At 64.7% G+C, this 19,744-nt stretch carries 21 protein-coding genes; 6 read left to right on the top strand and 15 right to left on the bottom strand.

Annotated features, from left to right (window positions below):
• Positions 1-288 precede the first annotated feature (288 nt).
• Complete coding sequence (gene lysS / locus llg_RS04655; RefSeq protein WP_338288370.1) at positions 289-1,806, top strand: lysine--tRNA ligase; 1,518 nt, start codon at positions 289-291, stop codon at positions 1,804-1,806.
• A gap of 106 nt (positions 1,807-1,912) precedes the next feature.
• On the opposite strand, the gene llg_RS04650 is transcribed toward lysS, so the two are convergent.
• From llg_RS04650 to llg_RS04640, 3 genes are all read right to left on the bottom strand, one after another.
• A complete protein-coding gene (locus llg_RS04650) occupies positions 1,913-2,299 on the bottom strand; it encodes a hypothetical protein (RefSeq protein WP_338288369.1) in 387 nt (128 codons plus the stop codon).
• Between the two features lie 46 nt (positions 2,300-2,345).
• On the bottom strand, positions 2,346-2,834 hold the full coding sequence (locus tag llg_RS04645) for a hypothetical protein (protein ID WP_338288368.1): 489 nt from the start codon (positions 2,832-2,834) through the stop codon (positions 2,346-2,348).
• An 87-nt stretch (positions 2,835-2,921) separates the two neighbouring features.
• Positions 2,922-3,374: a hypothetical protein gene (locus tag llg_RS04640; protein ID WP_338288367.1), complete on the bottom strand. Its 453-nt coding sequence runs from the start codon at positions 3,372-3,374 to the stop codon at positions 2,922-2,924.
• A 79-nt stretch (positions 3,375-3,453) separates the two neighbouring features.
• Here llg_RS04640 and llg_RS04635 point away from each other — a divergent pair, with 79 nt between their 5' ends.
• Positions 3,454-4,416 (top strand): archaemetzincin, encoded by a 963-nt coding sequence (locus llg_RS04635; protein WP_338288366.1) that lies wholly within the window; start codon positions 3,454-3,456, stop codon positions 4,414-4,416.
• 124 nt (positions 4,417-4,540) lie between these two features.
• Here the strand turns inward: llg_RS04635 and llg_RS04630 are convergent, their stop codons facing one another.
• The 12 genes from llg_RS04630 to llg_RS04575 form a co-directional block, all read right to left on the bottom strand.
• Complete coding sequence (locus tag llg_RS04630) at positions 4,541-5,407, bottom strand: hypothetical protein (protein ID WP_338288365.1); 867 nt, start codon at positions 5,405-5,407, stop codon at positions 4,541-4,543.
• Positions 5,408-5,469: 62 nt separating this feature from the next.
• On the bottom strand, positions 5,470-6,075 hold the full coding sequence (locus tag llg_RS04625; protein ID WP_338288364.1) for a hypothetical protein: 606 nt from the start codon (positions 6,073-6,075) through the stop codon (positions 5,470-5,472).
• 54 nt (positions 6,076-6,129) lie between these two features.
• Positions 6,130-6,852: a pseudouridine synthase gene (locus tag llg_RS04620; RefSeq protein WP_338288363.1), complete on the bottom strand. Its 723-nt coding sequence runs from the start codon at positions 6,850-6,852 to the stop codon at positions 6,130-6,132.
• 22 nt (positions 6,853-6,874) lie between these two features.
• On the bottom strand, positions 6,875-7,882 hold the full coding sequence (locus llg_RS04615; RefSeq protein ID WP_338288362.1) for a methyltransferase: 1,008 nt from the start codon (positions 7,880-7,882) through the stop codon (positions 6,875-6,877).
• 207 nt (positions 7,883-8,089) lie between these two features.
• Entirely contained in the window at positions 8,090-8,617 is a 528-nt protein-coding gene (locus llg_RS04610) for a phospholipase D-like domain-containing protein (RefSeq protein ID WP_338288361.1), read from the bottom strand.
• A 258-nt stretch (positions 8,618-8,875) separates the two neighbouring features.
• Complete coding sequence (locus tag llg_RS04605; RefSeq protein WP_338288360.1) at positions 8,876-10,528, bottom strand: serine protease; 1,653 nt, start codon at positions 10,526-10,528, stop codon at positions 8,876-8,878.
• 105 nt (positions 10,529-10,633) lie between these two features.
• Positions 10,634-12,814 (bottom strand): excinuclease ABC subunit UvrB, encoded by a 2,181-nt coding sequence (locus tag llg_RS04600; RefSeq protein WP_338288359.1) that lies wholly within the window; start codon positions 12,812-12,814, stop codon positions 10,634-10,636.
• A gap of 39 nt (positions 12,815-12,853) precedes the next feature.
• Positions 12,854-13,405, bottom strand: coding sequence for a hypothetical protein (locus llg_RS04595; protein WP_338288358.1), 552 nt, complete (start codon positions 13,403-13,405; stop codon positions 12,854-12,856).
• Positions 13,406-13,431: 26 nt separating this feature from the next.
• Positions 13,432-13,653 carry a hypothetical protein gene (locus llg_RS04590; RefSeq protein ID WP_338288357.1) on the bottom strand — a complete coding sequence of 74 codons (222 nt, stop codon included), beginning with the start codon at positions 13,651-13,653 and terminating at the stop codon, positions 13,432-13,434.
• A gap of 49 nt (positions 13,654-13,702) precedes the next feature.
• Positions 13,703-14,131 carry a VOC family protein gene (locus llg_RS04585; RefSeq protein WP_338288356.1) on the bottom strand — a complete coding sequence of 143 codons (429 nt, stop codon included), beginning with the start codon at positions 14,129-14,131 and terminating at the stop codon, positions 13,703-13,705.
• A 4-nt stretch (positions 14,132-14,135) separates the two neighbouring features.
• Complete coding sequence (locus llg_RS04580) at positions 14,136-14,537, bottom strand: DUF6157 family protein (RefSeq protein ID WP_338288355.1); 402 nt, start codon at positions 14,535-14,537, stop codon at positions 14,136-14,138.
• The gene (locus llg_RS04575; protein WP_338288354.1) at positions 14,534-15,067 is read right to left on the bottom strand and encodes a hypothetical protein; all 534 of its coding nucleotides are present in this window, start codon (positions 15,065-15,067) and stop codon (positions 14,534-14,536) included. Before llg_RS04575 ends, llg_RS04580 begins: the two co-directional genes overlap by 4 nt.
• A 194-nt stretch (positions 15,068-15,261) precedes the next feature.
• Here llg_RS04575 and llg_RS04570 point away from each other — a divergent pair, with 194 nt between their 5' ends.
• The 4 genes from llg_RS04570 to llg_RS04555 all read left to right on the top strand — a co-directional run bounded on the left by llg_RS04570 (position 15,262) and on the right by llg_RS04555 (position 19,743).
• On the top strand, positions 15,262-15,681 hold the full coding sequence (locus tag llg_RS04570) for an HIT domain-containing protein (protein WP_338288353.1): 420 nt from the start codon (positions 15,262-15,264) through the stop codon (positions 15,679-15,681).
• A 53-nt stretch (positions 15,682-15,734) separates the two neighbouring features.
• Complete coding sequence (locus tag llg_RS04565) at positions 15,735-16,400, top strand: DUF1080 domain-containing protein (RefSeq protein WP_338288352.1); 666 nt, start codon at positions 15,735-15,737, stop codon at positions 16,398-16,400.
• A 222-nt stretch (positions 16,401-16,622) separates the two neighbouring features.
• Positions 16,623-17,357, top strand: coding sequence for an ABC transporter ATP-binding protein (locus llg_RS04560; protein ID WP_338288351.1), 735 nt, complete (start codon positions 16,623-16,625; stop codon positions 17,355-17,357).
• 16 nt (positions 17,358-17,373) lie between these two features.
• The gene (locus tag llg_RS04555; RefSeq protein ID WP_338288350.1) at positions 17,374-19,743 is read left to right on the top strand and encodes an FtsX-like permease family protein; all 2,370 of its coding nucleotides are present in this window, start codon (positions 17,374-17,376) and stop codon (positions 19,741-19,743) included.
• Position 19,744 lies beyond the last annotated feature (1 nt).

Below are 19,744 nucleotides of genomic sequence, written 5' to 3'. Positions count from 1 at the left end.
TCTTTCCCGCTTTGAGCTGCCACCTATTTCCAGCCCTGAAGGGGCAACATGAGACAGCCCGGGGCAACGCCCCGGGTAAAGGCGCGTTTGGCGGTGAGCCCAGAAGGAGCGGAATCCAAAAGGGCTCTTTCCCCAAAGTGTTCCGCCCTTTCAGGGCTCGTTCTTTCGCTCCCTGATCACCCGGGGCGGTGCCCCGGGCTATCGCATCCCGCCCCGTTGGGGCTCACCACTCCCGTTGTGCCTTGGGGCTGGACTCTTCCCGCGCTTCGGCCTAAGCCCCTCGCCGTCATGAGCGAAGCCGCCCCGACCCCAACGCACTCCACCGAAGCCGAACTGATCGCCGTCCGCCGGGAGAAGCTCGCGAAACTGCGTGAACTCGGCGTCGAGGCCTTCGGTGCCCGCTTCGAAACCACTTCCACCCCGGCCGCCCTGCGCGCCGCCGCTCCGGCCCCCGCCGTCGAGGGCGAGGAAGCCGCTCCCGACACCTGGACCGGCCAGAAGGTCCGCGTCGCCGGCCGCCTCACCGCCATCCGGGACATGGGCAAGTCCGTGTTCTTCCAGCTCGCCGACATCGAGGGCGGCATCCAGGGCCACGTCGGCCTCAAGAACCTCTCCGAGGAACAGGCCGCCATCTGGAAGTGCCTCGACCGTGGCGACTGGATCGGCATCGAGGGCGAAACCTTCGTCACCCGCACCGGCGAGCCGACCGTGAAGGTCGAGTCCTTCACCGTGCTTTCGAAGTCCCTGCGCCCGATGCCGGACAAGTGGCACGGCGTGGCCGACCGCGAGACGATCTACCGCAAGCGCCACCTCGACCTGATGGCGAACCAGGACAGCGCGGACATCTTCCTCAAGCGCTTCCAGATCATCGCCGAGATCCGCAATTTCTTCCAGACCCGCGGCTTCCTCGAGGTCGAGACCCCGATGCTCCAGGACGTGTCCGGCGGCGCCGCCGCGCGCCCGTTCGAGACGCACCACAACGCGCTCGGCATGCCGCTCACCCTGCGCATCGCGCCGGAGCTGTTCCTGAAGCGCCTGCTCGTCGGCGGCTTCACCAAGATCTTCGAACTCAACCGCAACTTCCGCAACGAGGGCATCTCCCGCCGCCACAACCCCGAGTTCACCATGCTGGAGGCCTACTGGGCCTTCTCGGACTTCGAGGAAATGGCGGATCTCGTCGAGGAAATGACCTGCCAGCTTGCCGAGAAGTTCTGCGGCGGCCTCCAGATCGACCAGAAGGACCCGGAAGGCAACGTCGTGCGCTCGATCAACCTCGCCCGTCCGTGGAAGCGCGCGAACTACCACGACCTCATCGCCGCTGCCGCCGGTGACGACTTCTTCACCATCACCGCTCAGGAGCGTCGCGAGCGCTGCGACACCCTCGGCGTGCAGATCTCGCCGGACATGGCGGACCACGAGGTGATCCAGCAGGTCTTCGAGAAGCTGGTGGAGGAAAAGACCTTCGACCCCTGCTTCGTCACCCGCGTCTCCAGCGAACTCGTCCCACTGGCGAAACTCAGCCCCGGCGGCCGCACCGTGGAGGTATACGAGCTCATCATCAACGGCCAGGAAATCTCCCCCGGCTACTCCGAACTCAACGACCCGGACGTCCAGCGCGAGCGCCTGGAGCACCAGTCCGGCGAGGAAACGCAGAAGGTCGACTACGATTTCATCGAGACCCTCGAGCACGGCATGCCGCCCGCGGGTGGCATCGGCATCGGCATCGACCGCCTCGTGATGATGCTCACCGGCGCCGCCTCCATCCGCGATGCCATCCTCTTCCCGCTGCTGAAGCGGAAGGATTAACTGGGAGCAGGGACATTTCTGTCCCGTTTTAAAAAACCCACCCAGCTTTGCTGGCAAAGATTGAAGAGACGGGACAGGAATGTCCCTACTCCTTGGTCGCTCCGCGTTATGGTCGCTCCGAGACCACTTTGGCTCCGGCGACGACGCGGCGCGAATAGCTGTCGATCTTTTGGGGAATGAGGGGAATTCGAATAAGCCCCTGAAAGCAGGGGCAGATGAAATGTTTCACTTCCACCGCCACGGTGTATTCTCTTGGGGAATCCGCTTGAACTTCGATCTCATTACCGACCATGGCGAGATCTCCCGTGATGCATTCGAAGACCCGACCGTCTTCCAGGGTGAACTTGTCTCCGTCCACGGACGCCACCCGCACGGGGTTCACCAGCGGCTGATTCCTGACCACCTTCGGATAGAAGATTCCCACCAAGCCGGTGAGTTCGCCCACGACGAGAGTCAGGACAATCGCAAACAAGGTCAACGCGTAGGCCTTCATCGGAGCGTGAGAGAATACCATGCCGTCGGATTCCTGTCCCGTCTCTTCAAAATAGGAACGGCATGCGAAACACGGAGGGGATATCGTAGTGCTCGTAATCTCGGGGCACCCGATGATCGGCCGCATCCGAGGGATCGAACTCAACCGTTCCCTGCTTGACCTCATTGAGCCAGATTTCCACCTGGCAGCGGTCCTTCGCGAGTTGTTTCAGATGAATCACCGCCTTGCGGCGCACGCCCGCATCGTAGTGGGGGTAGGAAATCGTGCAGACCCGCTCGTCCGCCAACGTCAGCCGGAAGGAATAGACTCCATACGACGCCGGGTATTGCATCCAGCCGTGGGCGAGTGGCCTGGCAGGGCCGTAAAGCTGGGTGATTTGATTTCCCGTGTAGGTCCGGGTGTATTCCGTGCCCATCTCGATTTTGGAAAACTGTCCCGGTGGCGCGGTGATGGTGATCGTGGCCGGCACCTGCCGCCAAAACACATATTTCGCGATGGGGCCGATCACCATCCCCACCGCGATGGACGCGGCCATCCATGCCACGATCTTGAGTCGTCCCCCTGCCATCTCCCGATGAGCCTATGAGGGGGGAGAGCGGTTGTTCCAGCTTTGATCGCGGACTCAGTGGTGCGGCGGTAGGATCACCGGATGATCCGCGGTCAACGCGGGATCGAACTCGACCGATCCCTGGCCGAAGCCATTGAACCAGATCTGTGCCCGGCAGCGGTCCTTCGCGAGTTGTTCGAGATGGATCGTCACCTTGCGGCGCACGCCCGCATCGGAGTGGGCGTAGAGGAATGTGCAGGCGCGCTGGTCCGCCAAGGTCACCTTGACGAAGTGGCGGCCATACTCCGCCGGGTATTCGGCCCGCCCGTTGGCCAGGGATCTCGGTTCGCCGCTTTCCGAGATACCTTCCTCCCACATCTCCACTTTTGTGAACTGACCCGCCGGCGCGGTGATCGCGATCACGGGCGGCACTTGCCACCACCACCACTTGGCGGCCACGGCGAGCCCGATCAGCAGCACCAGCGCCACGAGTAGCCAGATCTCCGGCCTGATTCCTTTTCTCGACATCTCCGACCATGCTAAGGCGGGTGGTTCGGAGTGTTCGAGCCATAGTTGACCTCTCGTTGTGGTCGGGTAGTTCTTCCCCATGAAGGGATTCTCCGACTCGCCCCTGCCGACGCTGCTGGTGGTGGCGTTGATCGGGCTGGGGGCGTGGGCGATCAAGGCGAAGTCCGCCGCGCGGGAGCTGCCCGCGAAATCGTTGGAGAGCCTTGATGCCGCCACGCGCCGCGCCTTCACGGCGGACGACGGGTTCCAACCGAAGAAGCCACCCGGCCCGAACGACTGGCTCGCCCAGCACAAGGAGTCCGGCCAGACCTTCGATCAATACACCGCGTCCCGCCCGAACCTCCCGGACACCACCCGCCGCAAGCTCTACATCCTGCCCATCGGCGGTTTCGAAAAAGGCGTGGCTCCGGACCTGGGGAAGCTGAAGGACTACACCGCGGCCTATTTCCATCCCATGCCGGTGGAGCTGCTGCCCGTGGTTTCCGACCAGGATGTCCCCGCGGCCTCGCGCGAGAATCCCTACTCCCACAAGCGCCAGTGGAAGAGCGTGGACATCCTCGGCTGGCTGCCGCCGAAACTTCCCGCCGATGCCTACGCGCTGCTGGCGGTGACGATGACGGATCTCTATCCAGACGACGCGTGGAACTTCGTCTTCGGCCAGGCCTCGCTGAGCGGTCGGGTCGGGGTCTTCAGCTTCGCCCGCTATCATCCTTCGTGGGACGGGGAACCGGTGGGAGCGAAGACGGAAACCCTCGTGCTGGGCCGCGCCGCCAAGGTGCTCACCCATGAGATGGGCCACATGTTCGGCCTCCAGCATTGCACCGCCTACGAGTGCAACCTGAACGGCGCGAACCACCTCGCCGAGGCGGATGCCACGCCGATGCATCTCTGCCCGGTGTGCCTGAGGAAACTCCACCACGCGATCCGCTTCGATCCCGCCGCCCGCTATCAGGCACTCGCGGGGTTCTACCTGGCGAACGGCTTCGATGCCGAGGCCACGTGGACCAACAAGCGCCTGGAAGCGATCAAGACCGCGCGGTGATCTGGCTGGGAGCAGGGACATTCCTGTCCCGTTTCGAAAAGCCACCCAGCTTCGCTGGCAGATTCCCAAGAGACGGGACAAGAATGTCCCTACTCCCAGCCATCACACGGCCATGGACGGCGGTTCACTTCCCGCCGATGTTCTGGAACTGGATCGAGACGGCGCCGCTCTCCGCCTGCATGGGCATGCCTTCGTAGGCTTTCATTTGCTCCGGCGTGAGGATCGGGCTGAGGGCGTCGCGGCGGGCCTGTTGGCGGGCCATCATCTGTTGGGGATCGATGCCTTTCGTAGCCGGTTGGTCATCCTCGCGCTGGGCGAGTTCTCCGAGTGCCTGATAGGCGCGGTCCTTCTGTTCGGCGGTCAAGGTCAGGCCCTGCTGGAGACGGGTCATCTCGCGGTTGGTGGCAATCTCGATGCGGTTCTCCTTCTGCTCCTGCTGGAAGGCCTGGAACTTCGCCTGTTGGTCCGGCGTCAGCAGGCCGGCCAGCTTGCCGTCGGCCGCGTCGCGCTCGTCCTTGCTTTCGCCGTTGAGGAGTTTGGCGACGTCGATGGTGTCGCCTGCGCCGTCGCCGCCGTCTTCCCCGTGTTCGAGCACCGCGCGCACCTTGGCGGCCTGCTCATCGGTCAGGCCGAGCCGGGATTTCAGCGCGGCGAGGCGTTCATCGACCTTGCGCGCGCGTTTCTCCTGCTGCGCCTGCTTCATCCGCTCCATGATCTCCTTCATCTCCGGCGTTTGTTCGCCATCGGTGGAGCTGAAGGTGCGGACGATGGGCTTGTCCGGTTTCTCCGGCTTCGGTGGCCGGGCCGGGCGCTCGGAGCGGGCATCCGGCGTCTCGATGGCCGCGCTGGCGGCCAGAGCGGGCTTCGGAGCCGGAGCACCGGCCTGAGCGGAGCCCTCCACGGAATCATGACAGGGGCCGCGGGAGGCACCCGCCCAGCCGCACAACACGCCGAGCCCGAGGCCCGCGACAAACACAAAAGGAACTTTCATCGGCCGATACAGCGGCCTCGCTCCCGGAATTTATCATCCGGTCCGGAAAAAATCCGGGCGGATCAATACCCGCGCCAGAACGCGAACGCGCAGATCACGATCGCCAGACCGTAGGCCAGGCCCGCGGAGCACAGCGCCTTCCAGCGGCCCTGCGTGGCGGTCGCCCAGGTCACCGCGTCGCGGAACAGGTAGGGCATGCCCACCCAGAACAGGGAGGCGATGATCAGGCCGTAGGTGTAGGCCGGGATCAGGAGGCGGGACGCGGGGTCCTTCAGGAAAGCGGATTGCAGCAGCGGCGCTGCCACCATCAGGCCCAGCACGCCCAGCGCGCGCACGGCGAGGAAGTCCTTCACGGAGATCGACACCAGCACGATCGACACCGGCACGATCAGCCGCAGCATCGGCTTCACGTTGTCGAACTCACCCAGCTCCATCGAGAGTGAATTGATGAAGCCCTTGCCCTCCGGAGCGACGAGCAGCCAGAACCAGAGGAGGCCGATGCCCAGCAGGATCTGGCCGAGCATCTGGTTGCGCGGGAAGCGTTTCAGGAAATCCTGCACCGGTCCGGCCTTCACCAGCATGACCGCGTGGGACACGACCAGCGACACCCCCAGAATCAAGCCCGTGCCGAACAGCGGCAGCTTCTCATAAGGGTGCATCGAGTCCATGTGCGCGGGAGATTCGGCGAGCCAAACGCGGGCGACAAGGCGAATCTCGGGGCCTTACTGGGCCGGGGCCGCCGTTCTTCCGAACAGCACATCCAGCTCCTCCGGGGTGACCACCCGCCAGTCGCCTTCCTCCAGGTCGTCCGGAAGTTTCAATCCGCCGATCGAGATGCGCTTGAGGGCCAGCACGTGGTTGCCGGCGGCGGCGAACATCCGGCGCACCTGATGGTAGCGGCCTTCGTGGAGGGTGATGAGCGCCTCCTTCTCGCCGAGAACCTCCAGCTCCGCGGGCAGCAGCGGCTTGCCCTCGTTGCGCAGCGTCAGGTTGCCGCTGGCGAAAAGCTCCGCCTCGTGGCCTTCCAGCGGGCGGTCGAGGGTGACGTGGTAGACCTTCCCGAGGTTGTACTTCGGGTGGATGATGCGGTGCAGCAGCGGGCCGTCGTCCGTCATCAGCAGCATGCCGGTGGTGTCCTTGTCGAGGCGGCCCACGGAGCTGAGCGTCGGGTTGCGGTGCTCGAAGCGCGGCGGCAGCAGGTCGTAGACGGTCACGTCCGGGTCGTCCTTGCTGCACGTGTAGCCGTCCGGTTTGTTGACGATGATGGTCAGCGGGCCGATCTGATCGAGAGGCTCGCCCTTGAAGAGGATCCGGTCGTGCGGCGGGAGATCGCGCTCGCCGAGGACGTTGCCGTCCGTGTCGGTGACAGCGCCGGCCTTGAGGAAGCGTTCGACCTCGCGGCGCGAGCCGTAGCCGAGGTTGGCGAGGAGTTTGACGAGTTTCACGGAAGCGGGGAAGGGGAGGAGTTTACGCGCGTTTCTCGGCGATGAGAACCTTGAAGGTGGGGTCCTCGCCGGCTTTCCGCCAGGCGAACCCGGCGGCATCGAGCTCCGCCTCGTAGGGGAGCTGGCGGTTCGCCACCAGATAAAGTTTCCCGCCGCGCTTCAGAGCCCGCGCCGCGGAGTGGATGAAGGCCTTGCCGAGGCCCACGTCCGTGAGCTGGCCGGAGTGGAAGGGCGGGTTCATCACGATCGCGTCGTAGACGTGGTGCAGGCCCGCCGCGACGTCGTTCCAGAGGAAGTCCACCTCGATGTCGGTGTCGGCGAGGTTCCTGCGGGCCAGGTCCAGCGCGCGGGCATCGGCTTCGTGGAGGTCGATGCGGGTCACGGCCGGGCAGTGGTCGTCGATCCAGCGGGCGAGGTAGCCCCAGCCCGCGCCGAGATCGGCCACGTGCCCGCGCATGCCTCGCGGCAGGTGGGTGGTGAGGAACCGCGAGCCGGGATCGACGTGCTCGGAGCTGAACACCCCGGCCTGCACGAGGAAAGTCGTGTCCGGAATGGTGCGCACCGCGCCGAGCGCGCGCCATTCCTCCACTGTCGCGAGGTTCCAGCGGCCGTCCTTCACGGCGTGGAAGGCGCGGCACTTGTTCTTCGAGAGCGTGGCGATGTGGCCCGCGGCCTTCGCCAACTCCTTTTCGAAACGGGAGGCCCCGGCGGTGTTCGGCATCGCGGCCACCAGTGTGCCGCCGTCTTCCAGGAGATCGTAGGCCATGGCGAAGAGGGCGAGCGTCTCGTCCTTCGCCTTGCCCGGCAGCACCAGCACCACCGGCCACTTGCCCTCCGGCGTGTCCACGCGCTTGAAGCCCGCGGCGTCCCACGCGTCCGCCAGTGGCTTGAACGGCTGCCAGCCGGTGACCTCCGGCCAGGCCTTCAGCGCCTCGTGCGGCTCCGCTCCCAGGAACAGGGCGTGCGTCGGCACCGGCAGGTCATCCTCACCGGCGAAGACCAGCATCAGGGGTTCAAGGGCGGGGTTCATGAGTGGGGAAAGGGGGCTGCCTAGGGTGATTTCGGACATGAAAATTGAACCACGGATGGACACAGATGGACACGGATAAGAGAGATGAAGAGGGGACGACGGAGTCCCCTCTTCCATCTTATCCCTTCTTCCATCCGCGTTCATCTGTGTCCATCTGTGGTTCAAATTGAGTATCTCGAGTGTGTCCGGTTTTCGGGAGGGAGCGGATCAGTCTCCATCCAGCGGGTCCGGGCAGCGGTCGCGCAGGCGGCAGCGCCCGCAGTAATCCCCGATGAAGAGTTCGTCCACCCATTGTACCAGCTTGCGCAGGTCCTCGGGTTCGTCGGTCAGGAAGCCGGCCTCGAAATTGCGCTTGTCCGGGTGTTTCGCGCCCATGCCCGCGCCGGTGAGGTTCGGGGAGCCGATGAACGCTTTTTTCCCGTCCGCGAGCACCGCCTTGGTGTGGACGCGAGGGCACAGCACGCGCTCGAACAGGTCGCTCTCGATCAGCGCCGGATGCCGGTCGAAATCCGCCCGGAACCGCGGCCCGGGCTCCTTGGCGTGGATCAACCGCACCGCCACTCCGCTTTCCACGAGGTCCGCCAATACAGCCAGCAGCGGTACCGAGCGTTTGCCCCGGATCACGTGGAGATCCTTGATGTCCGCGGTGATGATCCACAGGAAACGCCGCGCCGCCGGGATCAGATCCTCGATGACCCGGGGGTAAATCTCCTCGTTGAGGATCAGTTCGCGCACGCCCCGGTGTAACGCGGATGCGCGGGCCACGGGAAGCGCCGATCAGCGGGTCCCGGCGGCGATAATGTCCCGGCTTTCCAGCACCGGGGTGGGTCAGCCGTGGCGCGCCACCTCGATCATCGTCCCCGGTGGTGGGGAAACAGCCGCCGCAGCAGAGGGATCGCGAAGCCGGCTAGCCGGCAGGCCACGTCGTAGAGCCGGGTTTTCAAACGGATGCCGTCCAGCGGTTGGATCATGCCCGGCTGGGAAGCTTCCGATTCAGCGGACGATCACGATGCCGCAGGTATCGGTGGCGGCCTTGAGGCTGGAGGCCCCGTTCGCAGGAGTGCTGAAATCGATGTTTTTGGACGACAGCAGCCGCCGCACCTCCCGGCATTTGATCGCATAGTTCACGTTTTGGGGAATGGCTCCGGTCACGCTGGCCACGGCGATCTGGTTGAGGCCCGAAACGATCACTCCCACGAGGTTGCCCGAGGGATCGCACAGCGGGCCGCCGGAATTGCCGGGCTGCACCGCCGCGTCGACCTGGAACTTTGAATCATCGTCCGCCATGCCCTTGCGGCTGCTGATCACACCCTTGGTGAGCTTGACCTCCAATCCTTGCAATTCCGGCTGGGGAAACCCGATGGCGAAAATGTCCTGGCCCACGTCCGCGTCTCCCGGAGCAAACACGATTCCCTTGTGGGGTTGGTCCACTTTCAGCACCGCCAGGTCGGCGCTTTTGTCGATGGTCACCACTTCCGCCTTCAGCTTCTCCCCACCGTGATAGATGGAAACTCCCAGACTGTTTTCCACCACATGTGCGTTGGTGACGAAGTATCCCTGATTGCCGATAAAGAAGCCGGAGCCGGACGCTTTTGCCCCACGCAGGCACTCCGGGACAGTTGGGTGGGATGAGGTGGCCGCGGCGACCGCGCCGCTCCTTTCCCCGGGGACGTCTTCGATGCCAAGACGCTTTTTCATCACTGCCACCGCGTCGGCTTTGGTGGGGCAATAGGCGTTCACCGATCTCTCGATTCCGGCCACGCTCTTGTAACTGTAGGTGCCGCACCAGTAGAGGTTCCCCTTGTAGGTGTCTCCATCCGCCGTCAGGCCCTTCGCGCCGCCAAAGATAAACACCACGGTGGTGTCGAAGCCTCCCGTTTTCACGGAGCCTTTCCTCACGGTGGCCAGGCATCCGTCCTCGGTCACCTGGAGGATCGAAAAAATGCTGTTGTTGATCGATTTGGACTCCACGGCCGCCACCGCCTCCTTGGTGGCCTGGGCCCGCCGCTGGAGTTCGATCACCTGTCCGCGTGGCAGCCAGTTGCCTTCGAACTCTTCCAACCCCTTGCTCCGTTGGTCTCGTTCGAATTGTTCCCGTTCCATCCGCCGCTTGTGTGCGACTTCGGCCTGGGCGTCCTCCTCTTGTTTGAATTTTGCCGCCTTTTGATCCAGGTCCTTCTGGATATTGGCGAAATCGGCTTTGGTGATCCAGTTGCCACTATAGCGGACCTTTCCATCGTCGAACTCCCTCACGTGTTTGGCCGCGAGATCAATGTTCGCCTTGAGCAGTGGTTCGCTTTTGGGGAAGCGTTTGGCGAAGGCGTTCATCTGATCCAGTGACTGGCGCAGCGGCTGGATATCGGCCTCGGTCCGGATGTTCGGTGGGATCGAGGAGGGGACGTCCACGTAACCCGCGAGTTTCGAGCGATCCACGGTCGAGGTGGTGTTCGCCATCCTGAACTTCACGAAAGGTGCTCCCGAATCGAAGCGTTCGAGGTAGACGAGGGGAGTCGCCGATTCATCACGGTGAAAGTCCTGTTCCTTCACCACGGCCACGCCCGCGGCGTGAAGTGTCGGCAGACCGGCGAGGAGGATGCCGAAAGCGTGTGACAGGACGGGAACGCAGGTGGGGCGCCTGATATTCATGGGTGGGAGGGAATGCCGGGTGGGCGGAAATGGCACCCGTTCCCTCCCAGCAAAACGGAACGGCCGAAGGAGGGCAAGATATCTCGGTGTGCGTCTCTTCACCGATCACCGCCGTTTCCCGCCGCGCCGTCCCTTCGGGTAGTTCACCGGCTTCGGGGATTCGGGCTGCTTGCCGTCGCCCTTGAGGGCGGCGATTTGGTCGCGGAGGTGGGCGGCGCGTTCGAACTCCAGCCGCCCGGCGGCCTCGCGCATTTCCTCCTCCAGCTCGGCGATCACACGGACCTTGTCGTAGGCGGCCTCGTCCTCCGCCACCAGCGAGGAGGACATCTTCTCGGCGTCCTCGCGCTGGTGCGAGTAAACCTGGAGGCTTTCCTGCACCGCGCGTTTCACGCTCTGCGGGGTGATGCCGTGCTCCTCGTTGTGCTCCTTTTGACGCGTGCGGCGGTGCTCGGTGACGTCGAGCAGCTTCTGGATCGAGTCGGTGACGTTGTCGCAGAAGATCACGCACTCGCCGTGGAGGTGGCGGGCGGCGCGGCCGGCGGTCTGGATCAGGCTGGTCTCGTTTCGCAGGAAGCCTTCCTTGTCCGCGTCGAGGATGCAGACCAGCGAGACTTCCGGCAGGTCGAGGCCCTCGCGGAGCAGGTTGATGCCGACGAGGATGTCGAAGGCGGCGGCGCGGAGCTGGCGCAGGATTTCCACGCGCTCCACCGCGTCGATGTCGGCGTGGATGTAGCGGACCTTCAGCCCGGTCCCCATCAGATACTCGGTGAGGTCCTCGGCGGTCTTCTTGGTGAGGGTGGTGACCAGCACCCGCTCGCCACGCTCCACGCGCTGGCGGCACAGCTCGATGGTCTCGTCGATCTGGCCCTTCAGCGGGCGCATGATCACCACCGGATCGAGCAGGCCGGTCGGGCGGATGATCTGCTCGACGATGAGCGGGGTGCCGCGCTTCGAGGCATCGAAGGCTTCCACCGGCTGGTCGCTGCCGCTCGGGACGATGCGGAGGTTTTTCAGGTTGATGATCTTGTTGCCGCGCGCGTCCTTCTCGGTGACCGGGATGAAGCCCTTGTTCTCCGGGCGCGAGTTCACCACCTCGAAGGGGCCCGGCGTGGCGGTCACGTAGAGCCGCTGGTCGGTCATGTGCATGAACTCGTCGAAGCGCAGCGGCCGGTTGTCGAGCGCGCTGGGCAGGCGGAAACCGTGGTTCACCAGCACCGTCTTGCGGCTCTTGTCGCCTTCGAACATGCCGCCCACCTGCGGGATGGTGGCGTGGCTCTCATCGACCAGCAGCAGGAAATCGCGCGGGAAGAAATCGAGCAGCGTGTGCGGGCGGGCACCCAGCTCGCGGCCGGTGAGGTGGCGCGAGTAGTTCTCGATGCCTTGGCAGAAACCCATCTCCTGCATCATCTCCAGGTCATACTCGGTGCGCATCCGCAGGCGCTGGGCCTCGAGCAGCTTGCCCTCCTTCTCGAACTCGGCGATGCGGCCATCGAGCTCCTTGCGGATCTCCACCACCGCGCGCTTCAGCTTGTCGCTGGAGGTCACGAACTGCTTCGCGGGGAAGAACGTGTGCTTGTCGATGCGCTCGATCACCGCACCGGTCAGCGTGTCGATGGACGACATGCGGTCGATCTCATCGCCGAAGAACTCCACGCGGATCGCGGTTTCATCGAGGTAGGCGGGGTGGATCTCGACCACGTCGCCACGCACGCGGAACTTGCCGCGGCCGAAGGCGATGTCATTGCGCTCGAAGAGCATCGAGACCAGCGACTCCAGCAGCTCGTCGCGGCGGATCTGCTGGCCCACCCACACCGGCAGCATCGCGCCCTCGTAGTCCTCCGGCGATCCCAAGCCGTAGATGCAGGAAACCGAGGCCACCACGATCGTGTCCCGGCGCGTGAGCAGCGAGCCCATCGTCGAGAGTCGCAGGCGCTCGATCTCGTCGTTGATGGACGAATCCTTCTCGATGTAGGTGTCGGTGCGCGGGATGTAGGCCTCGGGCTGGTAGTAATCGAAGTAGCTGACGAAGTACTCGACCGCGTTGTGCGGGAAGAAGTTCTTGAACTCCGAGTAGAGCTGCGCGGCCAGTGTCTTGTTGTGGCTCATGATCAGGGCCGGCCTGCCGAGCCGGGCGATCACGTTGGCCATGGTGAAGGTCTTGCCCGAGCCGGTGACGCCGAGCAGCGTCTGGTGCTTGTTGCCCGCCTCCAGGGACTTCACCAGTTTCTCGATCGCCTGCCCCTGGTCGCCCCGGGGTTCGTAGTCGCTGACCAGCTTGAAAGACACGCCCCTCTGTAACGGCGGATCGGCGGGGCCGCAAGGGGGCTACCGGTAGATCCCCAGAAACTCCTCCATCTCCGCATCCGGGCGGCAGAGGATCACATCGAAGGGCTGGAGCTCCCCGTCGGTCACGTAGCAGTTCCGGCGTTCGGCATCGATGGCCATCACGCCGAAGGCATGGTTGAAAAATATGACGTGTCCGGAGGGATCGGGGAGCCGGACCCAGCCGGCGCGCAGGAAGTGATGCTCGATCTCCCGCGGTTCCGCAGGGACTCCGTGATACTGCGGCTGGGTGATGCCGAAGGAAAGCCCACCATCGGCCCAGGCGATCACCGAGACCAGCCGCACGTCATCCCCGAACAACTCGTTCGAGGTGCGCCAGCGCTCCAGATATTCCAAGGGGGTTCCGGGGAGAAATTCGATAGCTTGCCGGGTTTTCGGAATGGCGCTCCGGAGATCCACCACGGGATGGGTGACGACCTTCGGGACCAATCCGAAGGCCGGAGGGATGGTGGTTTTGTGGTAATGCCCGTCCTCGTCCGAAAAATCCACCCAGTGCTCGCTGCCTATCCATCGGGCGGTGCCCGATTGGGACACCTCGTTCCAACCGGTTGGAGCCCGCTTCAGGATTCCCAGCTCGTCAGCGAGAGCAAGAGCGCGTCGGGCTTCGTCTTGGATGCGGCCGGGCCGGTCAAATTCATCGCATCCGCCGTGGTCCGCACAGCGGCCGCGTAATCGCTCGAGGAAGGTTTCAAGCGAATCGGGCGCACCGCCCCATAGACCGGCGCGGCCTCCTGCATGGAGGTCGTCGGCTGGCTCGGGTTCGTTTTTTTTTCGGAGCTCACGACCACCGGACGATACCAGCTACCGGGCCGCGGTCAATCCCGCCCCGCCTCACTCCTTGAACTTCAAGGAACCATCCGCCGTGAACTCGAACATCGGTCCCCATACGACCTCCCAGTGGTGGCCATTCGGATCGTGGAAGTAGCCGCTGAAGCCGCCCCAGAAGGTGTCCTGCGCCTCCTTGTCGATCGTGGCCCCGGCGGCGCGGGCGCGGTCGAGGATGGTGGCCACCTCGTCGCGTGAGCGGGCGTTGTGGGCCAGGGTGATGCCGCTGAAGCCGGAGCGTGTCCGCGGCGTGTCCTCCGAGATGTCTTCGGCCAGTTTCTCCAGCGGGTAGAGCGAGATCCAGCAGCCGGGCAGCGGGAAGAACACCACGCCGTCGTGATCCCGGTTCGGCGGGGTGTCGAAGATCGCGCCATAGAAGCGCGCGGAGGTTTCCAAGTCTGCCACGCCGAGCGTGACCACGGTGAGTCGGTTCATGGGGTCAGGCTTTCTTGTTCCGCATCGCGGGAACCTGCTGGAGGTCCTGGCGTTTCTCCAGCGCGAGGTATTCGGGCGATCCCGCGGGCACCACGGCGATCTTTCCCTCGGCGTCGAAATGGAAGCCCCAGCCGTAGCGTTTCGCCAGGGAGGAACAGCGCAGGCACGGGATCGGCTTGGAACGCACCCGCTTCACGATCTCGGCGCGGGTTTCCTTCTCCTCCGGATCGCGGCGCAGCTCGCTTTCCACCACCAGCGCCTCGTGGGTGTAGTGGTAGGGCGCGTCCCGCAGCAGGCCGAGCTGGATCGTGTGCACCGGCACCGTCTTGCCGCGCGCGGGAGGTTCGATGGCGTGGCTCTCCGGGCAATCCGCGGCGATGCGGACGAAGGTGTTCGTGTAGCTCATGGCTTCGGTGGCAGATACTCGAAGCTCGACGCGCGCAGCTCCGCCTCCCGCTTCAAGACCCACGGTCGCAGCGCGATCAGGTCCTCGTCCTTCAGCGCCATCGCGATCACGTGCTCCGGATCGGTGTGGATCGTCTGGTTGAGGAAATCCTTCGCCTCCTCCAACCGGCCCTGCACGCAGGCGTAGCAGGCCAGGTTGTAAAGGACGATACCCTCCGGCGGGTGGTGGGCCAGCGCGCCGCGCAGGATCGCGTCCGCCGCCTCGATCGAGTGGGCGCGGCGCTGGGCATACGCTCCCTGGATCCACCAGAAAATCTCGCCGGGTTCCTTTTCCAGCATCGGCAGGCACAGCGCGGCGGCGTCGTCCCAGCGTCCCAGCCGCCCCAGGATCTCCACGCGGAGCTGGCGCACCGGCGAGTGCTCGTCGTGGTCCGCGGGCAGGCTCGACATCTCCGTCCAGGCGTCCTCGCTCATGCCGAGTTCGAGGTAGCCCAAGGCGCGTTGGCAGGTGGCTGCGGTTTCGGGTGTCACGGGAGTAGGAGTACCATTCCCCGGTGGGGAGGATTGGCAACCATTATACACGGCTCCCCCGGGCTGGCAAACCACCGGATATTCCCCGCTGGCGGATGGTCCGGACCTGTGGAACAATAGGCATCCTTTCCTCGATCCGTGCTGGTCCTGTGAATCGCCGCGTGGCGGAATCGAGGGCGCACCCGCTGTCTGACATGGCCTTCACCCTCCATCCCCGCCTCGCCGCCGGTTCCTTCGATCTGGGCCGCCTCGGCATCTGCCGCCTGCTGCTGAAAAACAACGCCATCTTCCCCTGGTTCCTGCTGGTGCCGGAGGTCGAGGATGGCATCGAGGACCTGCACCAGCTCACGCCGGAGCAGCACGCCGAGGTCACGGCCGCCATCCGCACCGTGTCCATTTTCATGTCTGCGCACTTCAAGCCGCGGAAGCTCAACGTCGCCTGCATCGGCAACCAGGTCCAACAGATGCACATCCATCTCATCGCCCGCAACGAGGACGATCCGGCCTGGCCCGGCACGGTGTGGGATTACTTCGGCAAGCGTGCCTACGAGGACGGCGAGGTGGAGGAAATCCGGAAGGCGATGGCGGTAGGGCTGGATTTGGAACAGGAGTGAGGCGGGAGCGGTTTTTCGCAAAAACCGTCGGGAGTTGCCGTATCGGAGATGTGATGAAAACCCCGCTTCTTCTGATCGGCCTGTCCTCGATGGTGGTTGCCGCCGACCCCATTTCGCTCTTCAACGGCAAGGACCTCACCGGCTGGCACGCGGATGTCCCGGCGGCGGACAAGGATACCAAGCTCGGCCCGAGCTTCGTCGTGCGGGACGGCCTGCTGGTTTCCCTGGGAAAGCCGGGCGGGCACCTCATCACCGACAAGGAATTCTCCAACTACAAGCTGGAGGTGCAGTACCGCTTCGCCGCGAAGCCGGGGAACTGCGGCGTGCTCGTCCACGCCTCGAAGCCGCGGGTGCTCTACAACATGTTCCCGCAGTCCATCGAGGTGCAGATGCAGTCGGGTGACGCAGGGGACTTCTGGTGCATCGGCGAGAACATCGAGGTGCCGGAGATGGAGAAGCGCCGCCCAAAGAAGAATGGCCAGGCCTATGGCGGTGGCGCGAACGATGCCCGCCGCATCCTCAATCTCACCGATGGCTCGGAGAAGCCGCCGGGCGAGTGGAACACGATGCTCATCGAGTGCAAGGGCGACGCCGTGAAGGTGTGGGTGAACGGCACGCTGGTGAACGACGGCTCGAAATGCACCGCCACCAAGGGCCAGATCGCGCTGCAAGCGGAAGGCTCGGAAGTGGAGTTCCGGAAGATCGAGGTGACTCAGTAGCACAAGCATTCCTGCTTGTGAGCGTGCGCGGCTCATCGCCGGTGGATCCATCAATCACCGGCACGATCCGATTCATGCCCTTGCCTGATCGCGGTGCGTTCCCACCCGCAAGCAGGAATGCTTGCGCTGCTTTGCCGTTTCAAACGCCGCGTTTCGCAACTGCGCCCGGCTAACACATGACAGTTGTGCATCCGATTCGGACGGCTATCTTCATCCCGTCCGATGAATGCTCTCGCGCCCTCTCCGCTTTCCACGGGTGTCGTGTTCCAGGCGAAGAAGCTGCGGAAGGTTTACCACACCGGTGAGCTGGACGTGGTGGCGCTGCACGGCGTGGACATGGAGCTGAACGCGGGCGAGCTGGTTTGCCTGCTCGGGGCGTCTGGCAGCGGGAAATCGACGCTGCTGAACATCCTCGGCGGCCTCGATATCCCGACCTCCGGCGAGCTGCTCTACAAAGGCTGGCCGCTCGATGGCTCGGACGAGAACACGCTCACCCTGTTCCGCCGGAACTGCGTCGGCTTCGTCTTCCAGTTTTACAACCTCATCCCCAGCCTCACCGCCCGGGAAAACGTGGCGCTCATCACCAGCATCTCGCGCGATCCGATGACGCCGGAGGAGGCGCTGGAAATGGTCGGCCTCGGCAAGCGCATGGACCATTTCCCGTCCCAGCTTTCCGGCGGGGAGCAGCAGCGCGTCGCCATCGCCCGCGCGATCGCGAAACGCCCCGAGGTACTGCTGTGCGATGAACCCACCGGCGCGCTCGACGTCACCACCGGCATCACCGTGCTGGAGGCCGTGGAGCGCATCAACCGCGAGCTCGGCACGCTCACCGTGGTCATCACCCACAACGCGGCGATGGCGGACATGGCCGACCGTGTCCTGCACCTTTCCGATGGCAGGATCGTTGATAGCCACCGCAACGAAACCCGCCTGCCCGCGGCGCAACTGAAATGGTGATCCCGCCGCTCCCCGCATGATTTCACCGCTCGACCGTAAACTGCTGCGCGATCTCGGCCGCATGAAGGGCCAGGTCATCGCCGTCAGTCTGGTCATGGCCTGCGGGCTGGCGATGATGATCATGACCCGCAGCCTGATCCTCACGCTGGAGTCCACGCGGGATGCCTACTACGAGCAGTTCGCGCTGGCGGATGTGTTCGCCTCGCTGAAGCGCGCGCCGCTTTCGGCCGCGGCGGAGTTGGAGAAACTGCCCGGTGTTTCGGTGGTCGAGCCGCGGGTGGCGGTGGATGTCACACTCGATCTGCCCGGCCTGGCGGAGCCGGCCACCGGCCACATCATCTCGCTGCCGGAGGACGGCGGCGCGCCGAAGCTGAACCGCGTCTTCCTCCGCACCGGCCGCATGCCGGAGATCGATTCGCGGCGCGAGGTGGTGGTCGGCGAGGCCTTCGCGAATGAGAACGGCTTGAAGCCCGGCGACTCACTGGTGGCGGTGATCAACGGCCACCGCGAGACCCTCCAGATCTGCGGCATCGGGCTTTCGCCGGAATATGTCTTCGAGGCCCGCGCCGGGGAAACCCTGCCGGATCACAAGCGCTTCAGCGTGATCTGGATGAACTACCGCGCGCTGGCGGTGGCCTACAATCTCGATGGCGCGTTCAATGACGTCGTCATGGATCTCGCTCCCGGTGCTGCCGCCGAACCGGTGATGGAGGCCATGGACCGCCTCCTCGCTCCCTACGGCGCGGGCGGTGCCTACACGCGGAAGGACCAGGCGTCCGCCCAACGCCTCGGTGACGAGCTGAAGGTGCTGCACGCCCTGTCCGTGGTCTATCCGCTGGTGTTCCTCAGCGTGGCCGCGTTCATGGTAAACTCGGTGCTGTCCCGCATCGTGCGGCTTCAGCGCGAGCAGATCGCGCAGATGAAGGCGCTCGGCTATTCCTCGCGCCAGGTCGGCATCCATTACCTGAAGTTCGTGGTGGTGATCGGCTTCCTCGGCACCGTGATCGGCGGTTTCGCCGGGCGGCTGATGGGCGGCGGGCTGGTGAACCTCTACACGATGTTCTTCCGCTTCCCCTCGCTGGAGTTCCGCATGGACTACGGCGCGCTGCTGCTGGCGCTGATGGTCAGCGCGGGAGCCTCCGCGGCGGGAGTGATCACGGTGGTGTGGCAGGCGGTGAAACTGCCCCCCGCCGAGGCGATGCGCCCGGAGCCGCCCGCGGATTTCAAGCCATCGTTGTTCGAACGCATCGGGCTTACCCATTTCTTCAGCCCGGTGTTCCGGATGGCGCTGCGGAACATCGAGCGCCGCCCGTGGCAGGCGGTGTTCACCTCCGCGGGCATCGCGCTCGCCACCGGCCTGATGGTGCTGCCGGGCGCGATGGCGAACAGCATCGACTACCTGCTCACCTTCCAGTGGAACCGCCAGCAGCGCCAGGACGTGGCCGTTTTCCTCGTCGAGCCGTCCTCGGAAAAGGGCCTGCACGATCTGGAGCACCTGCCCGGCGTGACCCTCGCCGAGCCGATCCGCAGCGTGCAGACGCGCCTGCGCTACGGCCACCACCACCGCAAGCTCGCCATCACCGGCCTTCCATCCGGCGCGAACCTCAACCGCCTGCTGGATGAAAACGGCGACACGATCCAGATGCCGGAAGAGGGGCTCATCATGTCGAAGAAACTCGCCGAGGTGATCGGCGCGAACGTCGGCGATGAGGTGCAGGTCGAGGTGATGGAGGGTCGTCGACCGGTGTTGAGCATTCCCATCCGCGGTCTCGTCACCGATTACGCGGGCGTGGCCGCCTACATGGACATCGAGGCGCTGCGCCGCCTGATGCACGAGGGCGATACCGTGAACGGCGCCTACCTCACGCTCGATCATAGCCGCTGGGACGATTTCATGCGCGAGGTGAAGGACACGCCGCGCGCCGCCATCGTGATGGTGAAGCGTGACCAGCTCGCGTCGTTCCGCGACACCACCGCGAAGAGCATCGGCCTGCTCCGCATGCTCTACTTCGTGCTCGCGGTGATCGTGGCCTTCGGCGTGGTCTACAACAGCTCGCGCATCGCCCTTTCCGAACGCAGCCGCGAGCTGGCCACCCTGCGCGTCGTCGGCTTCAACATGGCCGAGGTCCGCGGCGTGTTGTTGGGTGAGCTGTCATTGCTCGTGCTCACCGCCCTGCCCGTCGGCCTCGCGTTGGGGAAGGGGCTGGTGCTGCTCATCATGTCCTCCTTCAGCACGGAAACCGTCCGCATGCCGATCGTGGTGGAGAGTTCCACCTACTCCATCGCCGTGCTGGTGGTGCTTTCCGCCGCCGCGTTCTCCTTCACGCTCGTCAGCCGGATGCTGGCCAAACTCGATCTCGTCGGCGTCTTGAAGGCGCGCGATTGAC

Origin of the sequence: Luteolibacter sp. LG18 (assembly GCF_036322585.1) — a bacterium.
Lineage (GTDB): Bacteria > Verrucomicrobiota > Verrucomicrobiia > Verrucomicrobiales > Akkermansiaceae > Luteolibacter.
The sequence above is the reverse complement of the archived record's forward strand: the minus strand, read 5'-3'. Positions and strand labels throughout refer to the sequence as shown.

Coding starts and splice junctions, on each gene's coding strand:
- llg_RS04650 (WP_338288369.1), bottom strand. CDS start 2,299: ATGAAGGCCTACGCGTTGACCTTGTTTGCGATTGTCCTGACTCTCGTC.
- llg_RS04635 (WP_338288366.1), top strand. CDS start 3,454: ATGAAGGGATTCTCCGACTCGCCCCTGCCGACGCTGCTGGTGGTGGCG.
- llg_RS04555 (WP_338288350.1), top strand. CDS start 17,374: ATGATTTCACCGCTCGACCGTAAACTGCTGCGCGATCTCGGCCGCATG.
- lysS (WP_338288370.1), top strand. CDS start 289: ATGAGCGAAGCCGCCCCGACCCCAACGCACTCCACCGAAGCCGAACTG.
- llg_RS04630 (WP_338288365.1), bottom strand. CDS start 5,407: ATGAAAGTTCCTTTTGTGTTTGTCGCGGGCCTCGGGCTCGGCGTGTTG.
- llg_RS04645 (WP_338288368.1), bottom strand. CDS start 2,834: ATGGCCGCGTCCATCGCGGTGGGGATGGTGATCGGCCCCATCGCGAAA.
- llg_RS04625 (WP_338288364.1), bottom strand. CDS start 6,075: ATGGACTCGATGCACCCTTATGAGAAGCTGCCGCTGTTCGGCACGGGC.
- llg_RS04585 (WP_338288356.1), bottom strand. CDS start 14,131: ATGAACCGACTCACCGTGGTCACGCTCGGCGTGGCAGACTTGGAAACC.
- llg_RS04560 (WP_338288351.1), top strand. CDS start 16,623: ATGAATGCTCTCGCGCCCTCTCCGCTTTCCACGGGTGTCGTGTTCCAG.
- llg_RS04565 (WP_338288352.1), top strand. CDS start 15,735: ATGAAAACCCCGCTTCTTCTGATCGGCCTGTCCTCGATGGTGGTTGCC.
- llg_RS04640 (WP_338288367.1), bottom strand. CDS start 3,374: ATGTCGAGAAAAGGAATCAGGCCGGAGATCTGGCTACTCGTGGCGCTG.
- llg_RS04615 (WP_338288362.1), bottom strand. CDS start 7,882: ATGAACCCCGCCCTTGAACCCCTGATGCTGGTCTTCGCCGGTGAGGAT.
- llg_RS04580 (WP_338288355.1), bottom strand. CDS start 14,537: ATGAGCTACACGAACACCTTCGTCCGCATCGCCGCGGATTGCCCGGAG.
- llg_RS04570 (WP_338288353.1), top strand. CDS start 15,262: ATGGCCTTCACCCTCCATCCCCGCCTCGCCGCCGGTTCCTTCGATCTG.
- llg_RS04605 (WP_338288360.1), bottom strand. CDS start 10,528: ATGAATATCAGGCGCCCCACCTGCGTTCCCGTCCTGTCACACGCTTTC.